The 23,594-nt window shown below is 39.1% G+C and carries 22 protein-coding genes; 1 reads left to right on the plus strand and 21 read right to left on the minus strand.

Annotation, left to right across the window (positions count from 1 at the left end; all coding sequences use genetic code 11):
* Positions 1-508 precede the first annotated feature (508 nt).
* Together I6E70_RS17580 and I6E70_RS17585 are read right to left on the minus strand one after the other, a co-directional pair.
* Positions 509-2,302 carry a choice-of-anchor I family protein gene (locus I6E70_RS17580; protein WP_197189299.1) on the minus strand — a complete coding sequence of 598 codons (1,794 nt, stop codon included), beginning with the start codon at positions 2,300-2,302 and terminating at the stop codon, positions 509-511.
* Positions 2,303-2,385: 83 nt separating this feature from the next.
* Positions 2,386-3,615 (minus strand): acyltransferase family protein, encoded by a 1,230-nt coding sequence (locus I6E70_RS17585; RefSeq protein WP_197189300.1) that lies wholly within the window; start codon positions 3,613-3,615, stop codon positions 2,386-2,388.
* 144 nt (positions 3,616-3,759) lie between these two features.
* Here I6E70_RS17585 and I6E70_RS17590 point away from each other — a divergent pair, with 144 nt between their 5' ends.
* The gene (locus I6E70_RS17590; protein ID WP_101163104.1) at positions 3,760-4,602 is read left to right on the plus strand and encodes a LytR/AlgR family response regulator transcription factor; all 843 of its coding nucleotides are present in this window, start codon (positions 3,760-3,762) and stop codon (positions 4,600-4,602) included.
* A gap of 27 nt (positions 4,603-4,629) precedes the next feature.
* Here the strand turns inward: I6E70_RS17590 and glmU are convergent, their stop codons facing one another.
* From glmU to rnpA, 19 genes are all read right to left on the minus strand, one after another.
* Entirely contained in the window at positions 4,630-5,988 is a 1,359-nt protein-coding gene (gene glmU, locus I6E70_RS17595) for a bifunctional UDP-N-acetylglucosamine diphosphorylase/glucosamine-1-phosphate N-acetyltransferase GlmU (RefSeq protein ID WP_197189301.1), read from the minus strand.
* Between the two features lie 283 nt (positions 5,989-6,271).
* Positions 6,272-6,694, minus strand: a complete 423-nt coding sequence (locus I6E70_RS17600; protein WP_007377666.1) for a F0F1 ATP synthase subunit epsilon — start codon at positions 6,692-6,694, stop codon at positions 6,272-6,274.
* Between the two features lie 13 nt (positions 6,695-6,707).
* Positions 6,708-8,093: a F0F1 ATP synthase subunit beta gene (gene atpD / locus I6E70_RS17605; protein WP_007585971.1), complete on the minus strand. Its 1,386-nt coding sequence runs from the start codon at positions 8,091-8,093 to the stop codon at positions 6,708-6,710.
* Positions 8,094-8,126: 33 nt separating this feature from the next.
* Positions 8,127-8,987 (minus strand): F0F1 ATP synthase subunit gamma, encoded by an 861-nt coding sequence (atpG, locus tag I6E70_RS17610; RefSeq protein WP_007585974.1) that lies wholly within the window; start codon positions 8,985-8,987, stop codon positions 8,127-8,129.
* A gap of 60 nt (positions 8,988-9,047) precedes the next feature.
* The gene (gene atpA / locus I6E70_RS17615) at positions 9,048-10,589 is read right to left on the minus strand and encodes a F0F1 ATP synthase subunit alpha (RefSeq protein ID WP_197189302.1); all 1,542 of its coding nucleotides are present in this window, start codon (positions 10,587-10,589) and stop codon (positions 9,048-9,050) included.
* Between the two features lie 14 nt (positions 10,590-10,603).
* A complete protein-coding gene (atpH, locus tag I6E70_RS17620) occupies positions 10,604-11,137 on the minus strand; it encodes a F0F1 ATP synthase subunit delta (RefSeq protein WP_007585978.1) in 534 nt (177 codons plus the stop codon).
* A 16-nt stretch (positions 11,138-11,153) separates the two neighbouring features.
* Positions 11,154-11,624, minus strand: a complete 471-nt coding sequence (atpF, locus tag I6E70_RS17625; protein ID WP_004335264.1) for a F0F1 ATP synthase subunit B — start codon at positions 11,622-11,624, stop codon at positions 11,154-11,156.
* Between the two features lie 41 nt (positions 11,625-11,665).
* Positions 11,666-11,908 (minus strand): F0F1 ATP synthase subunit C, encoded by a 243-nt coding sequence (gene atpE / locus I6E70_RS17630; RefSeq protein WP_007585980.1) that lies wholly within the window; start codon positions 11,906-11,908, stop codon positions 11,666-11,668.
* 61 nt (positions 11,909-11,969) lie between these two features.
* Positions 11,970-12,827, minus strand: a complete 858-nt coding sequence (atpB, locus tag I6E70_RS17635) for a F0F1 ATP synthase subunit A (protein ID WP_004335244.1) — start codon at positions 12,825-12,827, stop codon at positions 11,970-11,972.
* A 15-nt stretch (positions 12,828-12,842) separates the two neighbouring features.
* A complete protein-coding gene (locus tag I6E70_RS17640; protein ID WP_197118497.1) occupies positions 12,843-13,223 on the minus strand; it encodes an ATP synthase subunit I in 381 nt (126 codons plus the stop codon).
* Between the two features lie 142 nt (positions 13,224-13,365).
* Positions 13,366-14,289, minus strand: a complete 924-nt coding sequence (locus I6E70_RS17645; RefSeq protein WP_007585985.1) for a ParB/RepB/Spo0J family partition protein — start codon at positions 14,287-14,289, stop codon at positions 13,366-13,368.
* 20 nt (positions 14,290-14,309) lie between these two features.
* Positions 14,310-15,095 carry a ParA family protein gene (locus I6E70_RS17650; RefSeq protein WP_004335235.1) on the minus strand — a complete coding sequence of 262 codons (786 nt, stop codon included), beginning with the start codon at positions 15,093-15,095 and terminating at the stop codon, positions 14,310-14,312.
* 14 nt (positions 15,096-15,109) lie between these two features.
* A complete protein-coding gene (gene rsmG / locus I6E70_RS17655) occupies positions 15,110-15,730 on the minus strand; it encodes a 16S rRNA (guanine(527)-N(7))-methyltransferase RsmG (RefSeq protein WP_197189303.1) in 621 nt (206 codons plus the stop codon).
* Between the two features lie 15 nt (positions 15,731-15,745).
* Positions 15,746-17,635 (minus strand): tRNA uridine-5-carboxymethylaminomethyl(34) synthesis enzyme MnmG, encoded by a 1,890-nt coding sequence (gene mnmG / locus I6E70_RS17660; protein WP_007585991.1) that lies wholly within the window; start codon positions 17,633-17,635, stop codon positions 15,746-15,748.
* A 428-nt stretch (positions 17,636-18,063) separates the two neighbouring features.
* On the minus strand, positions 18,064-18,513 hold the full coding sequence (gene mioC, locus I6E70_RS17665) for an FMN-binding protein MioC (protein ID WP_024591277.1): 450 nt from the start codon (positions 18,511-18,513) through the stop codon (positions 18,064-18,066).
* Between the two features lie 1,105 nt (positions 18,514-19,618).
* The gene (mnmE, locus tag I6E70_RS17670; protein WP_197189304.1) at positions 19,619-20,983 is read right to left on the minus strand and encodes a tRNA uridine-5-carboxymethylaminomethyl(34) synthesis GTPase MnmE; all 1,365 of its coding nucleotides are present in this window, start codon (positions 20,981-20,983) and stop codon (positions 19,619-19,621) included.
* 135 nt (positions 20,984-21,118) lie between these two features.
* A complete protein-coding gene (yidC, locus tag I6E70_RS17675) occupies positions 21,119-22,756 on the minus strand; it encodes a membrane protein insertase YidC (RefSeq protein ID WP_007584207.1) in 1,638 nt (545 codons plus the stop codon).
* Between the two features lie 8 nt (positions 22,757-22,764).
* Positions 22,765-23,040 carry a membrane protein insertion efficiency factor YidD gene (gene yidD / locus I6E70_RS17680; RefSeq protein WP_008138026.1) on the minus strand — a complete coding sequence of 92 codons (276 nt, stop codon included), beginning with the start codon at positions 23,038-23,040 and terminating at the stop codon, positions 22,765-22,767.
* A gap of 129 nt (positions 23,041-23,169) precedes the next feature.
* Positions 23,170-23,592 carry a ribonuclease P protein component gene (gene rnpA / locus I6E70_RS17685; protein ID WP_007584204.1) on the minus strand — a complete coding sequence of 141 codons (423 nt, stop codon included), beginning with the start codon at positions 23,590-23,592 and terminating at the stop codon, positions 23,170-23,172.
* Between the last annotated feature and the right edge of the window lie 2 nt (positions 23,593-23,594).

Here is a 23,594-nt window from a genome sequence, read left to right on the forward strand (position 1 = left end):
TCACTCAGTTTTCAATTGAGACTCTAATTTGTTTGCCTCGCTACCTAAGTAGGTTGGCTGTTAGAACTCAATCTGTACGAGTGCCCACACAGATGATTGCTTTATATTGTTAAAGAACGTTGCGATTATAAAGTTAAACTTTATCTCGCTAGGGCTGAGCATATTACGCTTTCCTATTTTTTTGTCAACACTTAAATTTAAATTTTATAAAAAGATTCAAACTAAGTTTTACTTAACACCCTGAGTTGTTCGTGCCTCGCTATGCGTTGGCGTTTCCCGTCTCAGTGGGGTCGCATTATAGGGAGATTCGAGCGGGGGTCAATGTTTTATTTCAGCTTTTTGACAATTAAATGAATTTAGTATGAAAGCTATACAAATAAAGGGCTGCAGGATACTTTTAGTTTAAAAAACACTCATAATTTATGTATCAATTGATGATGTATTAGTAAGGTTTAAACTAAGCTGTATGTTAAACAAACAACACACAGCTTTATTTAAAATTAAAGATTTATTTAGATGCTATTTCCCATACGGCAATAGAACCTGATATTTCATTTCCAACAATTAAGAGTGGATTTCCTGTTGCACTTTGCTCTGCTGAAACGAATGCCATTCCTTCAGGTGCCAAATCGCCTGTCATATTCGCTCCTTTAATTAAGCCTCTATTATAGAAGTAGTCTTCAAATTGCACATTGTATGGATTAGTAATGTCGTAAGCCATAATACCGCCCATACGTTCTAATCCAACAAAAGCAAATGTACGATCGTCAATTTTACCAATAGTCAGCGCTTCAGGCTCTGCGCCTTTATCATCTGAACGTGAGTCACCTTTGTTTTCATCTTCATTATTGTTAAATGATTCACCATGCACAGATGCTGTTATACGTGCTATATCGTCACCTGAATCAAAAACCACCAGCCCATTGCTATCCCAAATAGTAAAAGAACGTGCGCCATAGCCGTAAAGCGATTCGTATTGTCCGTCGTTATTAGTATCGCCTTTTATTGTTGTTACTTTTAAGCGACCAATATCATCATCGTCATTATTTAAGTAATCAAAATTAGCAGCAAGCGTTAAGTCTTCAACGCGGCTTTCATCTATATAAGCTAAGCAGCCATCGTCTTTATCGTAATCAAGCCCGCCCTTTGCTATACAGTCTGCTTCATCAGCTGTATCAAAAAAGTATTCTCTTGCGTCACCTTCGTTGGCAGTGACTATAAAGTTAGCGCCTTTCCAACTAAAGCTTGAAATAGTATCGGGCTGGTACATACCATAGAGCCCTGGGTATGATTTAAAATTCACGCCGCCGTCTTTATCTGAGGCATCAAGTTGTAAGCTTGACCAATCTTTAAAGCCTAAGCCCTTTAGCTCAAGACTGTTGTCTTGTAGGTTAACTATTGCAAGTGCATTGTTTTCTTGAATAGATACATAAGCATATTTGTTATCTTTAGAAATGCTAACGTACTCGGGCTCTAAATCCATAGCTACGGTGGTATTTATTAGATTACCGTTAATAGTACGACCATTTGGGTTTGCAAAAACTACCCCTTGCGCTTCTAGTTCGGTTTGTTTGTTGTTATAGGCTTTAAAATCAATATTTATTGCTGTATCGGCTATTACATTATTTGTTATATCGATAATACTAATAGAACCTTCAGGATCTACGCTGTAGTCGCCACTTGGTTCACCTTCGTTAGCAACCACTGCCTTTGCGCCATCATGGGTGAACGTCACCATGTCTGGTAAAAATCCGACTGTAACATTTTTAATAAATACAGGTGAGTCGCCGCTTATATCGTAAAAAGCAATTTGACCTGTATCACCCGTGCTTTCAGCAGCCATTGCCACTGCAAGTAGATTGTTATTTTCATCAATAGCAATGCTGTTCGCATCGCCTTGGGTGAACTCGTTTAAAGGCAACGTAATAACGGATGTTAAATTTGTGCCGTTTATAACCCCTTCGTTATCTTTAACGAGTGCGGCAGTATCAAAGGTGTCGGCGGGTAAAATATTAACAACAGCGTCATCACCTGAACTGTTAATAGCGTAAATCCATTTTTTAGATGCTTGATATGCAACTATTTCAGCTGCACCTTCTGGGCTTTGTGCATTTAATACACCTCTTCCCACAAGGTTAATATTTAATGCTGAATTGGCATTTATACCATTTAACCCATTAGTTCCAGGTGTGCCCTGTTCTCCCTGTAATCCTTGAGAACCGTTTTGACCATCGTCACCATCAAGTGAGCAACCAGTAAGAACAGATATAAGTGACAGCGCAATAATTGATTTTTTAAACATGTGATTTTCCTTAGTATTGTATTTGCTAAATATCAACACACAGGTATGACAAGATTATGGCATTTTTAATACAGCCTCTTACTCTAAGTAATTAGCTTATACGCTAGCGGAGTTATTAAAATTAAAGCGGCCGTATAGCCAATAATTTTTACACTCGAGGAATACTCTCTTTTAATTGCAACTCCTAGCAAAGGTCTAAATACATCAATACGTGTTATACCCCATGTAAAAGCACCACAAAAAAACCAAGTCCCTGTAATAATGATGAATGGTTCAGCAACAGGCCCTAAACTTAAAGGCTGTAGTAAAAAACACAAAATAATCAAAATGCTTTGATGCAATAAATAAAAGGGAAACACCCATACATTGAGCTGTTTTAAATAGTAAGTATTAAAATTTAAAAATCGGTGAGCGAACGCGAGTACAAAAAATACACCTACAACACGTTGAATATTGTAGCTAGCGCTTAAAATAAAATGAGGAAGAGTAAACACCTTCTGATAACTTAATATTATAAGTACAAACAAAACCGCAAAACTCAAAGCTAGTAATACCAAGTTTTTATTTAAGCAGTTCCAAAAGTAAGTGTTTTTGGCAAGTATGTATCCTGCGAGTAGCAGTATTAAGCCGTTAGTCTCTCTGATTGAATCGCCAGTTAAGTAATGGCTTGTAAATAGTACGGCAATAGTGAGCAAGGTAATTAAAAGCCCAAATGACATATCCCCTTTAACAAATGTTTTTAAAGGCGTAAGAAAAGGCAAGCGTGCAAAAAGAGTTAAAACGATAATGATCAGCATAAATTGCCACAACGAGCGCAAATACCATAAGTGATTTACATCCACATTCGGCCACACTCCAGACTGATAATTAATAAAAAGCGTATTGTTTGTCTCTATAAAAGCTAAATAAAATTGCCAATAGCTAATATCAATAACACCGTGCTGTGACATTTCTGCAAACAGCTGTAAAGGCACTATTAGCCATAGTCCCACCAGCAAGGGTAATAGTAAAAAAATAGAACGGTATAAGGTGAAATGTAACCAAGATTTAAAGCTGCTTACTTTATCAATCATAAAACGCAGTGCTACGCCCGAAATAAACCAAATGAGCAACATGCGCCAAGGTGAAAACACCAACATTAAATATTCAACATACTGTGATGTATAATTACTTTTAAAATGAAATCCCCAGTTTTCGCTATACAACATGCCAATGTGATAAAAAATTAGCGACGCAAATGCGATTACCCTAAGCCAATCAAGATAATATTTACGCGAATTAACTAATGAAGGTTGTTGTACTTGAGTGCTCATGCTTTTACTACTTTATGTATGTTATGCGTTATTCATACCTAAAGCTCTCGCTAAAACTATCTATAAGTGCTTATATTACAAGCAATAGTGATAAAAGGTGGTATACAGGGATAAGCGTGCCACGTCAGCAATAAGCATACATTTATGAACCTTCAGCACTTTCAACGTTTTCAAAGCATTTACGCATCAGTATTACTGTGTGCTTACGTATTAATTAATAATACAGTAAACGCTACAACCCAAATAATGGAAGCCCAAAGAGAAGGGGCTTTAACTTTTTTAATGTGGGAGCCATTTGTTTGGGAGTATTCAAGTGCCTTGAGTACTTTGCTTATATTCCCTATTTTAATTTGGTTTTTAAGACACTTATCTTTTAATTGGCAAAATATTACGGCCTCATTAGGTATGTACTTTGGTGCCTCTATTATATTTAGCGTGTTACACGTTGGTATTATGGTAGGGGTTCGTAAATTCATATATTTGTTGAATGATAGGTCTTACAACTTTGGACTTAGCTGGTTTGAGCTTATTTATGAATACCAGAAAGACGCTATAAGCTTTGTGTTTTTCATCGTACTTATCAAAGTATATCAATATGTGGTGCAGCAGTTACTAGGTGAAGCCTCTTCAATTGAAGAAAGTGAGCAGCAAACAACATCGACCATAAACCGCCTATTAGTTAAAAAGCTCGGAAAAGAATTCATTATAAAAATAGAGGATGTTGATTGGCTTGAATCGTCGGGTAATTATGTAAACCTACATATAGGCTCACGTATATATCCGTTAAGGGCAACGCTTACAGCATTAAGTAAACAACTTGAAGTGCAGGGGTTTTGTAGAATTCACCGCAGCCATGGCGTAAAACTCGATAAAGTGGAGTCTATTACACCACTACCCAGTGGCGACAGTGAAATAAAATTAACTACAGGTAAAGTACTTAACTTGTCTAGACGCTATAAAGAGCAATTTAAACTTCAACTAAAATAAAAAAGGCTACCTAAGTAGCCTCTATTGTCATTTTTTAACTGGGCGTTTCCAACCAGTTAAATTACGCTGTTTAGAGCGTGCAATTGCTAATTGGTCATCTTCAACGGTACTGGTGATCACAGAGCCTGCACCAATTGTTGCAGTTGCGCCTATATTTACTGGGGCAACGAGTGATGAATTAGAACCAATAAAGGCATTATCGCCAATAATAGTTTTTGCTTTGTTAACACCATCGTAGTTACAGGTAATAGTGCCAGCGCCAATATTCACTTTTTCGCCAATTTCAGCATCACCTAAATAACTTAAGTGGTTGGCTTTAGAGCCTTTACCTAGACGGGTTTTTTTCATCTCAACAAAGTTACCAATGTGTGAGTCTTCTTCCATTACAGCGCCTGGGCGAAGGCGAGCATAAGGACCAAGCGTACACTTATCTGCAACTGTGGCATCTTCAATCAGTGTATTAGCTTTAATAATAACGTTATCACCAATACTACAATTTTTAAGGACACAGTTAGGACCTATTTGTACATTATTACCAAGCGTGACCGTGCCTTCAAAAATAACGTTTACGTCGATAAGTACATCTTCACCGGTGGTAACTGTTCCTCGCACATCAATACGCGCAGGGTCAGCAAGTGTTGCGCCATTTAACATTAACTCTTCTGCTTGCCATGCTTGGTAAGCGCGCTCTAAGCCTGCAAGTTGTACGCGGTTATTTGCGCCCTCAACTTCCATTGCATGGTCTGGCTGAGCTGAAGTGATTTCTACGCCTTCACTGTGAGCCATTGCAACGATATCTGTTAAGTAGTACTCGCCTTGTGCATTATTGTTAGATAAGTTACCTAACCATGTTTTTAATAGCTTACCGTTAACAGCCATAATGCCTGTATTTACTTCGTTAATAAGTAACTGCTCTGGGCTTGAATCTTTTTGCTCAACAATACCAACTAACTTACCACCGGCACGAAGCATTCGACCATAGCCATTTGGGTTTACCAAATTTACCGTTAATACAGCTAAACCATTTTTAGGTGTTGCGGCTAATAAACGCTCTAGTGTTGATTGCTTTGTTAGTGGTACATCACCGTATAAAATTAATACCGTGTCTTCATCATTAACATGAGAGTTGGCTTGCGCTACTGCGTGGCCAGTACCAAGTTGTTCAGCTTGAAGTACCCAATTTACATTGTTATCGGCGAGTTGTTGTTGTAATAGTTCGCCGCCGTGTCCGTAAACTAGGTTTGTAGTCGTTGCACCTAATGCCATCGTATTATCAATAACGTGCTGCACCATTGGTTTACCTGCAACTTTGTGCAAAACTTTAGGTAAAGCAGAGCGCATACGAGTACCTTTACCCGCAGCAAGAATAATAGTTGTTAGAGCCATTAAAACAATTTCCTTTTTTCGTTGTTTTAGCTAAATAAGTCTTATGTTCGATCAGAAGATTACGTAAATCACTTCTTGTGCAGATACTCAGTAGGTTAGTTTATTAGTACTGAATCTTGACTGAAAACACACTTAATTGAATGGCGTTATTGTAGCGAGTATTCCGGCAGGATATAAGTGTAAAAGTGTAGATAATAATCGGACTAAGGTATTTAGTGTAAATACAAAAGTAACAGGCACAAAAAAGCCCACTTAAAGTGGGCTTTTTACAAACCGGATAGGCTTACTTGTGACGTAATTGCTGAATTACGCGTAACTGAGCAACTGCTTCTGCCAGTCGCGTAGCCGCTTGCTGATAATCAAACTCAACAGCTGACGAATTCGCCATATGTTCTTCAGCTTCACGTTTAGCTTTTTGTACAGAATCTTCATCTAAATCTTCACCACGAACCGCAGTATCTGCAAGAATCGTGATGTGATTTGGTTGAACTTCTAATGTACCGCCAGCAACATATATCACATCTTCGTGACCAAATTGCTTAACTAAACGTACCATACCAGGTTTAAGGGCAGTTAGTAGTGGAGCATGGCCTAGGTTTACACCCAGCTCGCCTTCACTACCAGATACTTGAATCGATTCAACAAGACCAGAGAACAAACTCTGCTCAGCGCTTACTACGTCAAGATGTACAGTCATAGCTGTCATACTACCCTCCTAGTTACATGCCTTTGGCTTTTTCTTGAGCTTCTTCGATAGAGCCAACCATGTAGAACGCTTGCTCTGGCATATCATCAAATTCACCGTTTAAGATGCCTTTAAAGCCAGAAATTGTATCTTTTAGTGATACGTACTTACCAGACGCGCCTGTAAACACCTCTGCCACGAAGAATGGCTGAGATAGGAAACGTTGGATTTTACGTGCACGAGATACAAGTTGCTTATCTTCGTCAGAAAGCTCGTCCATACCTAGGATTGCAATGATGTCTTTAAGTTCTTTATAACGCTGAAGAACTGTTTGAACGCCACGTGCTGTATCGTAGTGCTCTTGACCAATTACTTGTGGGTCAAGTTGACGTGAAGATGAATCAAGTGGGTCTACCGCTGGGTAGATACCAAGTGACGCGATATCACGTGAAAGTACTACTGTTGCGTCTAAGTGAGCAAAGGTAGTTGCTGGAGATGGATCCGTTAAATCATCCGCAGGTACGTATACCGCTTGGATTGATGTAATTGAACCCGTCTTAGTAGAAGCGATACGCTCTTGAAGCACACCCATTTCTTCAGCAAGTGTAGGCTGGTAACCTACCGCTGATGGCATACGACCAAGTAGTGCAGATACTTCTGTACCAGCAAGAGTATAACGGTAGATGTTATCTACGAAGAAAAGTACATCGCGACCTTCATCACGGAACTTTTCAGCCATAGTAAGACCAGTTAACGCTACGCGTAAACGGTTACCAGGAGGCTCGTTCATCTGACCGTATACAAGCGATACTTTATCAAGTACGTTTGAATCGTTCATCTCATGGTAGAAATCGTTACCCTCACGTGTACGCTCACCAACACCTGCGAATACTGAGTAGCCGCTGTGCTCGATTGCGATGTTACGGATAAGTTCCATCATGTTTACAGTTTTACCAACACCGGCACCACCGAATAAACCAACTTTACCACCTTTAGCAAACGGACATACAAGGTCGATAACCTTGATACCAGTTTCTAAAAGTTCAACTGAACTTGATTGCTCTTCGTATGAAGGTGCTGCACGGTGAATAGACATACGGTCTTCTTCGCCGATTGGACCCGCTTCATCGATTGGCTCACCAAGTACGTTCATGATACGACCAAGTGTTGCTTTACCAACTGGAACTTGAATCGATTCACCTGTATTCATAACTAAAGCACTACGACGTAAACCATCAGTAGTACCCATAGCGATAGTACGCACTACACCGCCACCTAGCTGTTGTTGAACTTCTAGAGTCAAACCAGCTAAATCGCCATCTGTTACTCTTAGTGCGTGGTATACCGCTGGCACGCTATCTTGTGGAAATTCAATATCCACAACGGCGCCGATAATTTGGACGACCTTACCTAAACTCATGTCTATTCCTCTCGTTAATCTTTACCCGAAGCATTAAACTGCTGCTGAGCCAGAACAAATCTCACTAATTTCTTGTGTGATTGCTGCTTGGCGAGCCTTGTTATAAACAAGCTGTAGCTCGTCCATAAGGTCACCTGCGTTATCAGTTGCAGCTTTCATTGCAACCATACGAGCAGCCTGTTCAGAGGCAGCATTTTCTACCACACCTTGGTATGCTTGAGACTCAATAAAGCGTACTAACAAAGACTCTAAAATAGCCTCTGGATTTGGCTCGTATAAGTAATCCCATGTGTGAGCAGATACTTCTTCTTCAGCTTTTGGCAAAGGGAGTAACTGATCTATAATTGGCTCTTGCCTCATGGTATTAACGAATTTGTTATATACCAAGAATAAACGGTCTATTTTGCCTTCAGAAAATGCATCAAGCATAACTTTTACAGGACCAATAACGTCTTGTACTGAAGGTTTATCTCCTAGGCCCGCTTTTTTAGCGAGTAGTTGACCACCAAAACGTTGAAAGAAGCCAGCTGCTTTACTACCTAAAGTAGCAAATTCAGCATCAACACCTTTTTCTTTCCACGCTTTAACATCAAGTGCAACTTTCTTAAACTCGTTTGAGTTTAGACCGCCACACAGACCACGGTCTGTAGAGATAACAATATAACCAACTCGTTTCACTTCACGATCTTTTAAGAACGGGTGAGTAAAATCAAGATTTGCTTGAGCAACACGACCAATTACTTCACGTAATTTGTCAGCGTATGGACGGCTTGAAGCAACGCGTTCTTGCGCCCTTTTCATTTTAGACGCAGCAACCATTTCCATTGCGCTAGTGATCTTTTGAGTATTTTTAATACTCCCGATCTTGCTTTTAATCTCTTTTCCGCTGGCCATGACTCTCTCTCCGAATCAAGGTGTGCTTTAGTTTCCTAAAGCGCACCATTAATAACTAAATTACCAAGTTTGCGTAGACTTGAACTTCGTTAGAAGTTCTTTAAGCTGCGCTTCGATCTCGGCATTCAAGTTACCAGTTTCATTGATTTGAGCCACAAGCACTGCGTATGTGCTATTTGCATACGAAAGTAAAGCTGCTTCAAAGTCACCGATTTTCGCGATTTCGATGTCTTGAAGGAAGCCTTTTTCAGCAGCAAATAACGACAAAGACATATCAGCAACAGACATTGGCGCGTACTGTTTCTGCTTCATTAGCTCTGTTACACGCTCACCATGCTCAAGTTGAGCACGAGTTGCATCATCAAGGTCAGACGCGAACTGCGAAAACGCAGCTAATTCACGGTACTGAGCTAGGGCTAGACGGATACCGCCACCTAGTTTCTTAACGATTTTAGTTTGTGCAGCACCACCAACACGCGATACCGAGATACCAGCATTTACTGCCGGACGGATACCTGAGTTGAATAAGTCAGTTTCTAAGAAGATCTGACCATCGGTGATAGAGATAACGTTAGTCGGTACGAACGCAGAAACGTCGCCGCCTTGAGTTTCAATGATTGGCAATGCCGTCAATGAACCAGTTTTACCTTTCACTTCACCATTAGTGAACTTTTCAACGTAATCTGCGTTTACACGCGATGCACGCTCTAAAAGACGAGAGTGAAGGTAGAATACGTCACCTGGGTATGCTTCACGGCCTGGTGGACGCTTAAGTAGTAATGAAATTTGACGGTAAGCAACTGCTTGCTTAGACAAATCATCATATACGATTAATGCGTTTTCACCACGGTCACGGAAGTATTCACCCATAGTACAGCCCGCGAACGGTGCTAAGTACTGAAGTGCCGCAGATTCAGAAGCAGATGCAACAACTACGATAGTATTTGCTAGTGCACCATGCTCTTCTAATTTACGAACTACGTTTGCAATAGTAGATGCTTTTTGACCAATCGCAACGTACACACACTTAACGCCTGTGTCTTTTTGATTGATGATTGCATCGATTGCTAGTGCAGTTTTACCTGTTTGGCGATCACCAATGATAAGTTCACGTTGACCACGACCAACTGGAATCATCGCATCAATAGATTTATAACCAGTTTGAACTGGCTCATCTACAGATTTACGCTCGATTACACCTGGTGCAATTTTTTCTACAGGTTCAAACCCGTCGTTATCTAGAGCGCCTTTACCATCGATTGGAGCACCTAGTGTGTTTACAACACGACCAAGTAAACCAGGACCAACAGGAACTTCTAAAATACGACCAGTTGTATATACTTTTACGCCTTCAGTAAGGTCAGCGTACGGACCCATTACTACTGCACCAATTGAGTCGCGCTCAAGGTTTAGTGCGATAGCATAACGGCTGCCAGGAAGCTCAATCATTTCACCTTGCATACAGTCAGCAAGACCGTGGATGCGGATGATACCGTCAGTAACAGATACAATAGTACCTTCGTTACGAGCTTCACTTACAACTTCGAACTTCTCAATACGTTGTTTGATCAGATCTGAAATTTCAGTGGAATTAAGTTGCATGCTCTTTTTCCCAATTACGATTGTAGTGTTGTAGCTAAGCGGTTTAATTTACCGCGAATAGTACCGTCGATTACAGTGTCGCCAGACCTAATAATAAGTCCACCAACCACTGACGCGTCTTCACTACAATTCAGCTTAACTTTGCGTGCGAAACGTTTTTCAAGTGCCGCTACCAATGACTCTTGTTGCGCAGCAACAAGAGGAGTTGCAGAAATCACATCTACTTCGATTTCTTTATCGTATTCTGCTTTAAATTCAGCAAATAACTGTGCAACTTCAGGTAGAGCTGTCAAACGTCCATTTTCAGCCATCACCTTAACTAGGTTCTGACCTTGTTCGTTGAGCTGCTCAGCACAAAGTTGAATAAATAATTCAGCTTGTGCAGTAGCTGTAGGCATACTCGCTAAAACAGACGATGCTTGCTCATTGCTGGCTACATGGCCTGCAAAGAACAACATATCATTCCAGCTTTCTAGAGTGCCTTTCTCAACGGCAAGTTCAAAAGCCGCTTTAGCGTATGGGCGAGCGATAGTAGTCAAATTAGACATGCTCATACCCTCCTAATTACAGCTCAGCGACAAGTTTTTCAACGATGTCACTATGTGCGGCTTGATTAATTTCACGCTCTAAAATACGTTCTGCGCCAATCACTGCCAGAGTTGCTACTTGCTTACGTAGTTCTTCTGTTATGCGATTACGTTCAGACTCAACTTCAGAGTGCCCTTGAGCAATGATACTTTCACGCTCTTGTTGACCACGAAGTGTTTCTTCGTCAACAATTAGCACTGCACGCTTTTTAGCTTGATCAATGATATCAGCCGCTTGAGCTTTTGCATCTTTAAGCTGTTCAGCAGCTTTCTTTTGCGCAAGTTCTAAGTCTTTTTCGGCTCTATCAGAGGCAGCTAAACCATCTTCGATTTTTTTCTGGCGAGCTTCAATTGCACCGTTTAGTGGTGGCCATACGTATTTCATACAAAATAATACGAACACCGTAAACGCAATCAATTCACCGATAAGAGTGGCGTTTAAATTCACAACCGCTCCTCCTTAAATAGTAAGCTGTTCAAAGAATAAAATTAAAGTACGAACAACAATACCATAGCGATACCAACACCAATCATTGCTACAGCATCGATTAGACCAGCAAGAATAAACATCTTAACTTGTAGCGAAGGTGCAAGCTCAGGTTGACGCGCACATGCTTCAAGGAATTTACCGCCCATGTTACCAAAACCGATTGCTGTGCCGATTGCACCAAAACCGATTAGTAAAGCTACTGCGATGTATTTTAAGCCTGTTAATAATTCTAAAGCTTCCATTTATTTCTCCAAAGTTTCAATTGTAAAGTTAAAAGTAAAAGTAAAATTGTAAATCTAAAAATTAGTGATTATCTGAACTTGCCATGCTTAGGTATACAATCGTAAGCATCATGAATAAGAATGCTTGTAATGTAATAACTAGAATATGGAATACAGCCCAAACAAAGTGCAACGGTAGTTGCATAAAACCGATAGCGCCGATCAAGATGAAAATCAACTCACCAGCATATAAGTTACCAAACAAACGTAGTGCTAATGAAAACGGTTTAGAAACGAGTGCAATCAGTTCAAGTAATAAGTTAAATGGTATCAAAATAATTTGAACAAACATGTTATTTGAGCTGAACGGATGAAGCGTTAACTCTTTAATAAACCCGCCAATACCTTTTATTTTGATTGAAAAGCCAACCATTAGTATAAATACACCCAGCGCTAGCGCTGAAGTCATATTAATGTCAGTCGTTGGTACAATTTTCATGTACACATCGTGTGAATCCATACCAAATGCAGTCTCACCAACGAAACCTGCAAATGCTGGAAGGAAATCAACTGGTATTAAATCCATTAAGTTCATTAAGAACACCCAAACGAAAATCGTTAAGGCTAATGGTGCAATAAGCTTGCTTTTACCATGGAAAGTATCGCGTACGTTGTCACCAACAAATTCTACGATTATTTCAATAAAACACTGAAATTTTCCAGGTACACCTAGTGTTGATTTTTTAGCGGCACTACGAAAGATCCATAAAAATATAAGACCTAAACCGATAGACCATGCAAGGGTATCTATATGCCATGTCCAGAATCCACTGTCCGTACATGCTTTATTGAAGGCGAGACCTGTATCGGTCGAACACATCTTAGCATTGGTCAAATGGTGCTGGATATGGCCAGATAGAGTAACTTCTTCTGCTGCCATGTTATATCCCAAAAGTTAATGTTTAAAAAAAACGGGTGCGAACAATCCAGTAAAGAGCGCCAGTATATAAGTACTAAAAAAGGGTAATAAAATTACCGGAAAATGCTTCAGTACTAGCGCAAACAATACAATTGTTAGCATAAACTTTAATCCGTTGCCGCGTTTCAACGAGGCATACGCTTGATTTGCTCGACTTGCACCCATATATCTGAATGCATAAAGTGCAAATACAAAGTGCGGAAGTACTGCTACAGTTCCACCAGCGAGTGATGAAAGCGAGGCATTGACTCCCGAACTAAAAAAAATAATTACAGCAGCAACTAATGCTACAACACCCTGAAGGCAAATTAACTTTAATACGGCAAGTCGATATGGACTCGCTAACTTATCAGTCACGTTTAGTTAACCTTTATTGCGTTCTAATTGTTAGGGTGTGAAAACTGGCGAAATTATACTTAATCCTGCCAGTTTTGCAACTTGAGTAGATGCTTTGTAACACGAAATAGCTACAAATGTCCCTTTTTAGACATGTAGAAAACTAATGGTGGGTATTGTCGTGATTGATACGATTTAAAATGCCGTCAAGTTCATCTAGGTTAGTATACGAAATAACCAGTTTACCTTTGCCTTTTTTATTGTAGTTAATCTCTACTTTAGCACCTAGATTTTCAGCGAGTTGTTGTTCTAACTGCTTAACATCTGGATCTTTTTCGGTTATTTCTTTAGCAGGTAAAGGTTCTAAAATTGAGCGTACGAGCTTTTCAGTTTCTCGAACTGTTAATGCTTTAGCTACAGCTAAACGAGCAGCATCTGACTGCGCTTCACCTTCAAGGGCTAACAGGCAACGAGCATGGCCCATTTCAATATCGCCATGTTCTAACAGAATTTTTACATCACTATTTAAGTTATTTAAACGCAATAAGTTAGTTACAGTCGTACGTGATTTACCCACCGCATCTGCTACTTGCTGATGTGTTAATTCAAATTCTATTAGTAAACGATTAAGTGCAACTGCTTCTTCCATGGCATTTAAATCTTCACGCTGAATATTTTCTATCAGTGCAATCGCAACGGCAGCTTCATCAGGTACATCTTTAATAATACAAGGTACTGTTTCAAGCTTAGCTATTTGCGCTGCGCGCCAACGACGCTCACCAGCAATAATTTCAAAGCTATTGTGTGCAATAGGGCGCACAACAATGGGTTGAATAATACCTTGTGAGCGAATAGAACTAGCAAGCTCTTCTAGCGCCTCTTCAGACATGTCTTTACGAGGTTGGTATTTACCAGAGTGTAAAAACTCTATTGGAAGTTTTTGTAATTCACTATTATTAGCCGCGGCATTTTGCACAGCGTCAGTCACGTTTGATGTGTCTTGTTCCTTGCTTGCGCTCGGTGCAGGCTTTGACGAACTTAAAAGTGCATCGAGTCCTCGGCCTAAACCTCGTTTTTTAGCAGACATGTTATTTTTTTACCTCAAAGTTAGGCGACAACGGACGCTGTTTTTTCTTTTCTGCGTAACATTTCACCAGCGAGTGCTAAATATGCTTTAGCGCCACTTGATGCCCGGTCATAGTACATAGCAGGAGTACCAAAACTAGGTGCTTCAGCTAAACGAACATTACGCGGGATCACCGTACGGTATACTTTATCGCCAAAATGTTGTTTTAATTGTTCTGATACATCATTTGCCAAACGGTTACGCGGGTCGTACATAGTACGAAGTATGCCTTCAATTTGTAAGCTAGGATTCACTAACTTAGCAAGCTGCGTAATCGTATCCATTAATGCGGTTAACCCTTCAAGTGCATAATACTCACACTGCATTGGCACTAAAATAGAATCAGCTGCGGCCATTGCATTAACAGTTAACATATTTAGAGAGGGTGGACAGTCGATAAAAATAAATTCGTACTGGTCCTGAATTTTTTCAAGTGCATTACGTAAACGCACTTCACGGGCAAATAATTCCATCAATTTAACTTCTGCAGCGGTTACATCACCGTTTGCAGCAATCATATGGTATTCACCAGACGTTTCTTTAATGATAACGTCTTCTATAGGTTTATCTTCAATAAGTAGGTCGTAAATAGTTGGCACGTCGCCATATTTATCTACGCCACTACCCATAGTCGCATTACCTTGCGGATCGAGATCAATTAACAGCACTTTACGTTTCGTTGCAGCCATAGACGCAGCGAGGTTAACAGCGGTTGTAGTTTTACCCACACCACCTTTTTGATTTGCTAATGCGATGACTTTTGCCACGGTGTCTCTGATCCCTAGTCTTTAGAAAGAATAATTAAATGTCGTTGTGCATCTAAATTAGGTACTTCTAATGCAATTTTTTGCTCAAACTTAACGCCTGCAGGTAGTGACTCTAGCTCTTCGCTAGGGAACACGCCTTTAAGTGCTATAAATTTACCCGAATGATCGATTAAGTGCGAACACCAGTCAATCATATCTTGTAATGAAGCAAAAGCACGACTTAGTACGCCGTCTAATTTAACACTTGGTTGATATTCTTCAACTCTTGACTGAACCGGGGTTACATTATCAAGACCAAGCTCATGTTTAACATGCATTAAAAATCGTACACGTTTACCTAAGCTATCTAATAACACAAAATGTGTATTAGGTAATGCAATTGCTAATACGATACCCGGTAATCCAGGACCCGTTCCAACATCAATATAATGATGACCGGGTAAGTGAGGCGCAACAACTAAGCTATCCATAATATGCTTAATCATCATTTCTTCAGGTAAGCGTACTGAGGTTAAGTTATAAGCCTTATTCCACTTATTCAATAACTCGACGTAACGAACTAGCTGTTGCTGTTGTTTTTCTGTTAGCGCAATATCAGTTTGCGCTAACAATGTAGTTAATTGTTGCTGTAACACTATGTACCCTTACCGTTACGCGGATTTGCGTAATAAGCCTTGCTTCTTCAGATACACTAATAATAGCGAAATCGCCGCTGGGGTGATACCAGAAATACGCGATGCTTGACCAATAGTGTCAGGACGCGACTCAATAAGCTTGGCAACTACCTCATTTGACAAACCTGATACGGTTTTATAATCAAACTCTTTTGGTAAAATTGTTTGCTCATGACGAAGCTGTTTGTTGATCTCATCTTGTTGACGCGCAATATAACCTGCGTACTTAGTATGGATCTCAACTTGTTCAAGTGCCGCTTTGTTTGTAAATTCAGATCCTAATCCTTCTATAGCCATAAGATCGTTATAACGAATCTCTGGGCGACGAAGTAATTCTTCTAAACTTGCTTCACGTGTAAGCGGTGTTTTCAGTAATGCATTTACTTGATCTACAACGGCGTGATCTTTATGAATCCACGTATCTTTAATGCGTTGCTTCTCTTTTTCGATTACTTCCATTTTTTCGTTAAATGCCTGCCAGCGTTCGTCATTAACTAAACCTAGTTCACGGCCTTTTTCAGTTAAACGAATATCAGCATTATCTTCACGAAGTAATAAACGGTATTCGGCACGACTGGTAAACATGCGGTATGGTTCTTTTGTACCCAGTGTTGCTAAGTCGTCGATTAATACACCAACGTAAGCTTCATCACGACGTGGTGTCCAAGAATCTTTGCCTTGTACTTTTAGTGCAGCATTCATACCTGCAATTAAGCCTTGTGCACCCGCTTCTTCATAGCCGGTAGTACCGTTAATTTGACCCGCAAAAAATAAACCTTCAATAAATTTAGTTTCTAAAGATTGTTTTAAATCACGTGGATCAAAGTAATCATATTCAATTGCGTAACCAGGTCGACAAATATGTGCATTTTCAAAACCTGTAATCGATTGCACAATTTCAAGTTGTACATCAAACGGTAAACTAGTCGAAATACCATTTGGGTATAATTCGTATGATGTTAAACCTTCAGGCTCAACAAATATTTGATGTTTATCTTTATCTGCAAAACGAACAATTTTATCTTCAATTGAAGGGCAGTATCGTGGACCAATACCTTCAATAACACCTGAGTACATAGGTGAGCGATGTAAGTTTTTACGAATAACATCGTGTGTTTTTTCGTTTGTGTAAGTTATGTAACACGGTATCTGTTGTGGGTGATCTGATTGTTTACCCATAAACGAAAACACAGGAGTTGGTGTATCACCTGGCTGTGCTTCCATTTTTGTAAAATCAACAGTACGTGCATCAATACGTGGAGGTGTACCTGTTTTTAAACGATCAACTCTAAATGGATGTTCACGTAAGCGATCAGCTAAAGCGATTGAAGGAGGATCGCCTGCACGACCGCCTTTATAATTTTCTAAACCAATATGAATTAAGCCGCCTAAAAAAGTACCCACGGTTAAAACAACACTTGGTGCACTAAAACGTAAACCCATTTGAGTTACTACGCCAGTAACACGATCGTTTTCAACAATAAGATCATCACATGATTGTTGAAAAATCTTAAGGTTATCTTGGTTTTGTAATGTTGTTTGAATAGCCGCTTTGTACAAAGCACGATCTGCTTGTGCTCGAGTAGCACGAACAGCAGGTCCTTTTGAAGAATTTAGTGTACGAAATTGGATCCCGCCTTTATCAATGGCCTGTGCCATTGCACCACCAAGCGCGTCGATCTCTTTTACCAAATGACCTTTGCCAATCCCACCAATTGCTGGGTTGCAAGACATTTGACCAAGGGTATCCATATTGTGAGTCAGTAGCAGGGTATTCATCCCCATACGGGCAGCTGCTAATGCGGCTTCAGTGCCAGCATGTCCACCACCTACTACGATAACGTCAAAATTTTCGTGAAAAATCATTAATGGGATCCTACTTAAATCAAACCGGTAAACTTCAAAAGGGAGCGTATTCTACCTAGAAATTGGCAGAAGATAAATGATTAAACAAAGGGCAAGATCTAAGTATGTGATCTCTAATAATATAAAGGATCTTTTAAAGAGATCTTTTATTACTATTACTACTACTGATCGACTTTTCTGTTGATAAGGTTTAGATCTTCATTTAAAACATGAAATTAGATCAGATCTAAAGGTGTTAATATGATCGGATCATCCAGCAAATAAGCTCTGATCAAAAAGGCACTTTATGCACAGGGTTGAATCAGTTGGATCTTATCCAATGGATAAGCATGCTTTAAAACGCAGTTTATTCAATCTTTATCCACAAAACCTATTAAATTATTAGTAAATTGTGGGTAACTTTATATATAACTTTTTACTTGATCTATCTATTTTATGCCTGTTTGAGCTATCCAAGAGTCTAACCATGTTAATGCAGTGTCTTCTGGTAGTGCTTCATCGAGAATATTAAGCTCTAAACGTTCTGCTACTTTTATAGCGCCTTTTTGAGTTAATAAGGCATCTATATTACGTCCTGCTAGGTTATAAGTATCATAACTAGTGTCGCCTAAAGCGATTACTGAATATTTTAATTCAGATAAATCATCTGCTTGAGTTACATCTTCAACAAAACTAATAAGATTTTCAGGGTAATCACCTGCACCATAAGTTGATGTGCAGATTAACCAAATGGTATTTTGCTGATCAATATCGCTAAATTCAGGTTGATCATGTAGTTGCGTAGTAATACCAAGGTTATTAAGCGCGTCGCTTAATTGCTCTGCAACATACTCGGCTGATCCCATTTGGCTGCCGACAATAAGATTTACTGAACTCATGAATATTAGTGATCACATTGGTTATAATTGCCGCCTATGATAACTGAGTGAGGATAACAGTAAAGTTAAGAGTGCTTTTTTGTATAACTATTTTTGCGGTAATTTTACACTCATTCAAAATTGTTTATTTAAGTTGTTGATAATATAGTGTTTAACAAATTATCTTTAAATGTAATCTTCTGATCAAGTTGTTGATAACAGTGGGGAAAGCTCTGCTTAAACTGTTTTTTTAGTTTGTTTTATATTCGCTAAGTTATTGATATTACTTGTCAGTAAAAAATTAAATTGTAAATATCTCAATTAAAAATACATGTTGATCATAATGTGGATATAAAGCCTGTTGATAACCTTAAATTTAGATCGAAAATAATTTTTTAAAATGATCTAATAAAGCAGATCTAATGAAATTAATTAAAAATAAGTTCATAAATAGATAAATTACAATTGATCATGAGGTTTTTGCGACTGATTTACCTAGTTTTGGTATTTATTTGAGCTGAAAATTAGGTATTGTGGATAAGTGATCTCGGTATTTTTAATTTTATGCGAATTAAGAGCTGCTATTTTTATTAATTTTGCTGGTGGAGTTAGCAGATCAAAAGTTTTGAATACTTAGCAGTTGAGTTATTTTATTTAAAAATCACAGTGATTATCAAATTATATGTTGTCAAAAGTAAGCTTTTTAGAGTACTAATCAGTGTTTTTTAGCTCTTTAATTGAGCGAATAGCATCATTTATTGCGTGTATCAGGTGTGTTTTAGTGCATTTTTGTGCGCTAAAGTAAGTATAAGGAAGCCATTTATAACTACTTTTTGTATGACATATAACGCTATTAAAGCGTGCGGTTGTTTAAAAATGTATCGATTTTAACCTTAATAATAGGTGTGATTTGTGCTATTAATTCCTCAATAAGCACTCTCAGTATTGTCTACTCTATATAATCAGACCTCTCTTAGCACGTAATAAAGATAGTTTTGGATATGATTTTATTGGCAGTAATTTGCAGACATCAGGTGTATAAATACATATTTTACAGCAGAATATTTTACATAAAAAAAGAGCACCTAAGTGCTCTTATAATAAAAATATATCTGTAATAGGGTGTTTATTTACCAATACAAAACGAGCTAAATATTTTGCCAAGTAAGTCGTCTGAGGTAAATTCACCGGTTATTTCATTCAAATACTGCTGTGTTAAACGCAGTTCTTCAGCGAGTATTTCACCAGCAATGTGCATTTCTAACTGTGTTTTACCCGTTTCTAAATGATACGCAGCACTTTCTAGTGCATCCAAATGACGACGGCGCGCCATAAAGCCACCTTCTGTTGCGCCTTGAAAACCTATACAAGCCTTTAAATGCTCGCGAACAAGTTCAATATCGTCAGCATTTTTAGCACTTAAGCTGATGACCGGGTATTGTTGCTCTTGCTCCATTCCGACTATGTCGCCCGATAAATCAGCTTTATTTCTGATGACCGTAACCCCCATACCTTCTGGTAATTTTGCCATAAATTCAGGCCAAATTTTGTGCGGGTCAGTATCTATAGTATCAGTGCCATCAAGCATAAATAAAACGCGGTCGGCTTGGTTTATTTCATCCCATGCACGCTCAATACCTATTTGTTCTACGCGGTCAGGGCTTTCGCGTAGGCCTGCTGTATCTATAATATGCAGTGGCATACCATCTATATGTATATGCTCTCGTAGTACGTCGCGAGTGGTACCGGCTATTTCTGTTACGATTGCGGCTTCACGACCGGCTAGAGCGTTAAGCAGGCTTGATTTACCCGCATTAGGGCGACCTGCAATAACAACACGCATACCTTCGCGCATGATACTGCCTTGCTTGGCTTGGTTGGTTACAGTGTTAAGCTGAGTAATAATCGCGTCTAAGTCGCCTGACACTTTACCATCTGATAAAAAATCAATTTCTTCATCAGGAAAATCTATTGCCGCTTCTACATACATGCGTAAGTGAATTACTTTTTCTACGAGTGTTTCTATGTGCTTAGAAAACTCACCTTGGAGAGACTGTAGGGCGCTTTTAGCGGCTTGCTCGCTAGTGGCATTAATTAAGTCGGCGATGGCTTCTGCTTGTGTTAAATCAAGCTTGTCATTCATAAATGCGCGCTCAGAAAACTCACCAGGCTTTGCTAAACGAACGCCCTCTATTTTACTAATTTCTTTAAGTAACATATCCAGTACTACAGGACCGCCGTGGCCTTGTAATTCAAGTACGTCTTCACCAGTAAATGAGTTAGGACCTGCAAAGTAAATGGCAATACCTTGATCAAGTTGCTCGCCAGCAAGGCTTTTAAATGGCACATAATCGGCGTAGCGAACTTTAGGTATTTTACCTACTACTTTTTCGGCGACACTTTTAGCAAGGCTACCTGAAACGCGAATAATACCAACACCACCACGTCCAGGTGCTGTTGCTTGTGCTGCAATTGTATCTTGATTGATCATGCTATTAATTTGCCAACGATGAGTAACTTTATGCCCGTATTGTAACCTATCGATTTATTTGTAGCGAATAGCTGTGGTGAAAAACAGGCAATAAAAAAGGCGACCGAAGTCGCCTTTATATAAGTAGGAGCTTAGTTAGCCTCTTACTTTAATTCCTTTCTTTTCCATGCCACGGTAGATGATTAACATCTGGACAATAGAAATAAGGTTAGACACTAACCAGTAAAGAACTAAACCAGATGGGAACCATAAGAAGAATACAGAGAAGATAACCGGCATAAAGGTCATCATTTTTTGCTGCATTGGATCAGTAACCGTCATAGGTTGTAGCTTTTGCGTCACAAACATACTCGCACCAAATAATATTGGCAATACGTAGTACGGGTCTTTCGCAGAAAGGTCAGTTAACCAAAAAATGAATTCAGCATGGCGAAGTTCAGTAGACTCTAAGAATACGTAGAACAAGGCTAAGAAAATTGGCATTTGTAGCAAAATAGGGAAACAGCCACCCATTGGGTTAACTTTTTCTTTTTTGTACATTTCCATAGTTGCTTGGCCGAACTTTTGACGGTCATCACCAAACTTTTCTTTAAGGGCTGCCATTTTAGGCTGTAGGGCACGCATTTTTGCCATTGAAGTGTATTGCGCTTTAGTAAGTGGATACATTAACGATTTAACGATAATAGTGATGGCAATAATTGCTACACCCCAGTTACCTAAAATGCTGTGTAGCCATTTTAGCAATACAAATAAAGGTTGCGAGATAAAAAATAACCAACCGTAATCTACGGTTAGGTCTAGGTCTGGGTGAATCGCTTCAAGAATATCTGACTCTTTCGGGCCCATATAATAGGTAGCAGTTAGTATTTGCTCACTACCAGCTTGAATATTTACAGCGGGATCTTTAGCACCAATAATAGCGGCATTACTTTTTGTAATTAAGCTATAAAGTGTATTTGATTGATCCTGCATTGGAACCCAAGCACTTACAAAGTAATGTTGAATAAAGGCAACGTAACCACCTTGTGTGCTTTTATTTAGGTTTTTATCAGCCATATCTGAAAAACTATACTTTTCGTATTTTTCTTCATCAGTACCGTATGCAGCACCTAAATAGTTTTGATCAACCATGCTACCTTTTTCTTGTACGGTACGCTTAATTTGCGTGTATAGCTGTACTTGAAGAGGTGCGCTGGTAGTGTTGTTAATTTTGTATTCTAGGCCTACGTCATACTGACCTTTTTTGAATACATACGTTTTAGTAAAACTAACACCATTACTATCAGTAAACTGAAGTGGAACGCGAAGCTCATCACCCGTTAAGGTATATGATTTTTGTTCGGTACTATAAGTAGGGCGACCATTAGCTGATCCGTCAGGGCCATTTAAACCAATTAAGCCACTTTGTGAAAAGTATTGTTTGCCACCATCAAGCTGACCAAGAAGCATATAAGGCGTGTCACTGCCTTTTGTCTCTTCGTATTGAAGAAGGTCTGTTTCAACAATGTCACCGCCTTTGGTGTCAATTTTAACTTTAAAGACGTCAGTTGTAATTTCAATAACTGAACGCTTAGCTAAAGTTGCTGAAGCAGGGAACTCTGAATCTGACGATGAAGGAATATAATCATCCGACTCTGGTGAATTTGCTTGTAGTGTTTGTGTTGTGGCACTTGGATCGACTTTAGGCTTGTTGTAATCATTATCCCATTCTTGGAACAATAAAAACGACACTAGCATTAGGCCAATTAATAAAAACGTGCGTTGCGATTCCATAACAGCTCTTATTTCTCGTGTTGGTGGTTAATATGGGTTAATTTTTCAGGAACGGGGTCGTCTCCGCCTGAATGTAAAGGATGGCATTTTAATATGCGTTTTAAAGCTAACCAACTACCTTTTACCGATCCATGCAATTTAATTGCTTGAATAGCATAACTAGAACAGGTTGGATTAAAACGACAATGCGGACCTAACAGCGGGCTAATCCACTTTTGATAACCGCGGATAAATAACACTAAACAAAAAGTTGGTAAAGCAACAAGTGGTTTAAGTAACCTCATGATGTTTATGCCCCTACTTAAGTTTAGTGAGATAGATATCATGTATTTAAAGACTCAATTAGAAAATTTAAATGCATGATTAAAAGGTGAGCTAAAGATACATTAATTAACCCTGCAATTCTATTGCAATTAGGTTTGTTTGTTAGATTTAGCTGATTTGTTTGGGCGTTTCTTAAAAGGTGGCGGTTTAGGTGCACCTGGTTTACAGCGTTCGTTAATTTTTCGCCATAATTTAGTAAGTTGTTTGGTTATTTCTTCATTAGACTGCTCATCAATACCATTTTTAACCATAAGCACAATATCAATATTATCGATGCTGTGTTGATTTAAACGAAAACTTTCGCGAGCGAGACGTTTAATACGGTTTCGTTGGCATGCCTTTTTTACACGTTTTTTAGCAACAGTAAGACCTAACCGAGGTTTTTCTTGGTCATTTGGTTTAGCTAATAGAGTAAAGAAAGGAGTTGCAGCCCGAGCGGGTTCATTAAATATGCGAGAGTAATGCGAGGGAGTTAACAGACGTAACTCCCTGCCAAAGCTAAAGTCTTCCACTT

The sequence above is a fragment of the Pseudoalteromonas sp. NGC95 genome, assembly GCF_015864705.1.
Classification (GTDB): domain Bacteria; phylum Pseudomonadota; class Gammaproteobacteria; order Enterobacterales; family Alteromonadaceae; genus Pseudoalteromonas; species Pseudoalteromonas arctica.

Excerpts from the sequence above, each read along its gene's own strand:
- mnmG (WP_007585991.1), bottom strand. The coding sequence starts at position 17,635 with ATGATTTTTCACGAAAATTTTGACGTTATCGTAGTAGGTGGTGGACAT.
- I6E70_RS17585 (WP_197189300.1), bottom strand. The coding sequence starts at position 3,615 with ATGAGCACTCAAGTACAACAACCTTCATTAGTTAATTCGCGTAAATAT.
- I6E70_RS17645 (WP_007585985.1), bottom strand. The coding sequence starts at position 14,289 with ATGTCTGCTAAAAAACGAGGTTTAGGCCGAGGACTCGATGCACTTTTA.
- atpH (WP_007585978.1), bottom strand. The coding sequence starts at position 11,137 with ATGTCTAATTTGACTACTATCGCTCGCCCATACGCTAAAGCGGCTTTT.
- atpD (WP_007585971.1), bottom strand. The coding sequence starts at position 8,093 with ATGAGTTTAGGTAAGGTCGTCCAAATTATCGGCGCCGTTGTGGATATT.
- mnmE (WP_197189304.1), bottom strand. The coding sequence starts at position 20,983 with ATGATCAATCAAGATACAATTGCAGCACAAGCAACAGCACCTGGACGT.
- mioC (WP_024591277.1), bottom strand. The coding sequence starts at position 18,513 with ATGAGTTCAGTAAATCTTATTGTCGGCAGCCAAATGGGATCAGCCGAG.
- glmU (WP_197189301.1), bottom strand. The coding sequence starts at position 5,988 with ATGGCTCTAACAACTATTATTCTTGCTGCGGGTAAAGGTACTCGTATG.
- atpA (WP_197189302.1), bottom strand. The coding sequence starts at position 10,589 with ATGCAACTTAATTCCACTGAAATTTCAGATCTGATCAAACAACGTATT.
- yidD (WP_008138026.1), bottom strand. The coding sequence starts at position 23,040 with ATGAGGTTACTTAAACCACTTGTTGCTTTACCAACTTTTTGTTTAGTG.
- I6E70_RS17600 (WP_007377666.1), bottom strand. The coding sequence starts at position 6,694 with ATGACAGCTATGACTGTACATCTTGACGTAGTAAGCGCTGAGCAGAGT.
- yidC (WP_007584207.1), bottom strand. The coding sequence starts at position 22,756 with ATGGAATCGCAACGCACGTTTTTATTAATTGGCCTAATGCTAGTGTCG.
- I6E70_RS17590 (WP_101163104.1), top strand. The coding sequence starts at position 3,760 with ATGAACCTTCAGCACTTTCAACGTTTTCAAAGCATTTACGCATCAGTA.
- I6E70_RS17580 (WP_197189299.1), bottom strand. The coding sequence starts at position 2,302 with ATGTTTAAAAAATCAATTATTGCGCTGTCACTTATATCTGTTCTTACT.
- atpE (WP_007585980.1), bottom strand. The coding sequence starts at position 11,908 with ATGGAAGCTTTAGAATTATTAACAGGCTTAAAATACATCGCAGTAGCT.
- atpG (WP_007585974.1), bottom strand. The coding sequence starts at position 8,987 with ATGGCCAGCGGAAAAGAGATTAAAAGCAAGATCGGGAGTATTAAAAAT.
- atpB (WP_004335244.1), bottom strand. The coding sequence starts at position 12,827 with ATGGCAGCAGAAGAAGTTACTCTATCTGGCCATATCCAGCACCATTTG.